Annotated in this window: 1 pseudogene; it reads right to left on the bottom strand. The window is 54.1% G+C overall.

The features are described 5' to 3' along the window. Positions 1–288: 288 nt before the first annotated feature. Positions 289–998: pseudogene (locus R7Q09_RS24450) on the bottom strand (IS91-like element ISCR1 family transposase); the annotation flags it as partial.

Genomic DNA, 998 nt, shown 5'->3' on the forward strand with positions numbered 1-998 from the left:
GTCGCAAGGCGATGCTGGAAGACATGGCGATCCTGACCGGCGGCGTGGTGATTTCCGGGTATAGGAAGTATAAACCACCTTTTTGCTCCTCATCCGAAGTATCTTACCTGAAATTCCCTCACTCGTTTACCGCTCAAGCCCCAATTTTAACTGCCGGTCCAGCCTAAACCGCTCTAATAAGGTTCGATTTGGCGGTAAAATCTCTAGCCTGATAGCTCGAGAGATACAAACTGCCCCACCGCCCCGTTTAAAAGTTGGCAGTGTTGAGCAGTGTTGGATTTGGGGTCGTCAGTCAAAGAGACGACTCTGTGATGGATCGAACAGGCTGGGAGTCAGTGGCGGCGCTCGTTCTGGTGGCAGCTCACGCTGCTTGGCGGCATTCGCCTTGGCTGTTTTCTGTTTCAGATGCTTGAGAATCTGCTCAATGACCTTCGGATCTTCGATGCTGGCAATCACTTTGACGTGACCGCCGCAGTGTTCGCAGACTTCAATATCAATATTGAAGACTCGCTTGAGGCGTTGCATCCAGGTCATGGCGCGGTGGCGCTCTGCAGGACTCTTGTCACGCCAGTTAGTATCGAGACCTTCCGATTTGTCGGGCTTCTTGCCCCGCTTGGCGGGTGTTACTTGAACTCGGTGTTTGCTGTTCGGTGCAAAGACGCCGTGGAAGCGTGTGAGGTTGACTCGCGGCTTAGGTACCAACGCAGCGAGTTTGGCGATGAAGTCCAGCGGCTCGAAGATCACATGGGTGGTGCCATTGCGGTACGGAGTTTTGAGCTCGTAACGCACCTGCCCATTGGCGGTTAATGCCAGACGTTTTTCTGAAACCGCTGGCCGACTAATGTAGCGACACAAGCGCTCAAGCTTATCCCGCTGATGCGCTTCGGCCATCACACCGGCGTGTAGCGAGAAACCAGCATGGTTGGCTACTCGACTGCTTGAGTCGGCTTTATCCTCACGCCCTGGCAAGGTTTGCAGGGTGAAGACTTTGCGCCCTT

The organism is Vibrio sp. 2130-1 (assembly GCF_033339515.1).